This is a genomic window from Brevibacterium sp. CT2-23B (assembly GCF_013168765.1).
Lineage (GTDB): Bacteria > Actinomycetota > Actinomycetes > Actinomycetales > Brevibacteriaceae > Brevibacterium > Brevibacterium sediminis.
The window spans coordinates 1-1,545 of record NZ_JABBYK010000012.1; the positions used below are offsets into that span (position 1 = coordinate 1).

Annotated in this window: 2 protein-coding genes; both read left to right on the forward strand. The window is 57.0% G+C overall.

The window, feature by feature from the left end:
- A partial coding sequence (locus HIM68_RS18770; protein ID WP_216657284.1) for a helix-turn-helix domain-containing protein occupies positions 1-636 on the forward strand: 636 nt, incomplete at its 5' end.
- A gap of 44 nt (positions 637-680) precedes the next feature.
- On the forward strand, positions 681-1,511 hold the full coding sequence (locus HIM68_RS18775; RefSeq protein WP_367647591.1) for an IS3 family transposase: 831 nt from the start codon (positions 681-683) through the stop codon (positions 1,509-1,511).
- The last annotated feature ends 34 nt before the right edge of the window (positions 1,512-1,545 follow it).

Here is a 1,545-nt window from a genome sequence, read left to right on the forward strand (position 1 = left end):
CGCGCTGGAGTGGTCCCCGAAAGTTGGACTGTGATCAACACAAACCAACTTGAAAGGGACCACTCCATGCGTCAGGACTGTCTGATCACCAACGACCAAGCTCATGCCGCGATCGAACTCTTTAGCCAGGGCCTGGGTTACGCTGCGACCGCTACGAAACTCCACGTCCATAAACCCACGCTCAAACTCCTCCACGACCGATGGTTAGTGCGTGGAACAATATCGGTCATGGAACCGTATCAACGCCGCCGCATCCCTAAAGAGACGAAGATCGCGACCGCGAAACGGTACTTAAACGGCGAACACAAAGTCGAACTCGCCAAGGAACTCGGTCTAGCCTCGTCACGTCCCATCCTGGACTGGGCGAAGGAGTACCGGAACAAAGGCGAGGACGCCTTCACCCCCCGCAAAGCATCGGGTAAGGGGAAGACAGCTCGGATGCGGGCGATCGACAACGGGCAGGACCCGGATGCTGAACAGGTCCCGGCGAAGCCGGACGTGTTGGCGAAGAAGGCTCGTGTCGAGGACATCAGCCTGGCCGAGTACCGCCAGTTACAAGACCGACTGCTGCGGGCCGAAGCGGAGAACGCGTACCTAAAAAAACTGAAGGCCTTGAGGCAGAACGGGCAGCTGTAAAAGCACGCATTGTTGCCAGTCTCAAGGCGAACTACCCCCTGCCCGTGTTGCTGCAAATTGCGGGTTTGGCCCGGTCGACGTTCTTCTATCACCAGAAACGCTTCGATCAGAAGCCTGACCCGTATGTGCAGGTGAGAGGCCGGATCCGGGAGATCTTCACCGACAGCCGCGAATGCTACGGGCACCGCAAAATCTGGACAGTCTTGGTCAAAGAAGGCATCACGATCGCAAAGAAGACAGTGCTGCGGTTGATGCAGGACATGGGCATCAAGACCAAGGTGCGCAGGAAGCGCTACAACTCCCACCGCGGCACGATCGGCAGCGTTGCCGGCAACGTCCTCAACCGGGAATTCACCGCAGATGAACCGAATAAGAAATGGGTCTCGGACGTCACGGAATTTCCTGTGGCGGATCAGAAACTGTACCTGTCACCGATCATTGATCTCTTCGATACCAGTGTGGTGTCGTACGCGACGTCGACGTCACCGAACCTGGCGTTGACGAACGAGTCACTAACGAATGCGTGTCAGGGGCTTCGGCCGGGTCAGAAACCGTTGGTGCACACGGACCAGGGGTTTCAGTACCAGCACGTGTCGTGGGCGGCGATCCTGGCCAAACACGGTGCCACACCGTCGATGTCGCGGAAGGGAAACTGTTGGGATAACGCGATGGCGGAGAATTTCTTCGGGCAGTTGAAGTCCGAGATGTTCTATCTGCAGAAATTCGACTCGATCGAGGACCTGAAGAAAGCGATCGATGAGTACATTCATTGGTATAACTTTGAGAGGATCTCGATGCGACTCGGCGGCCTTGCCCCGATGGAATATCGGACCAAGACCGCCACAGCCGAACAGCCGGCAACTGCTCTATGCTGACCCCACAGCAGTCCAACTATTGGGGACCACTCCA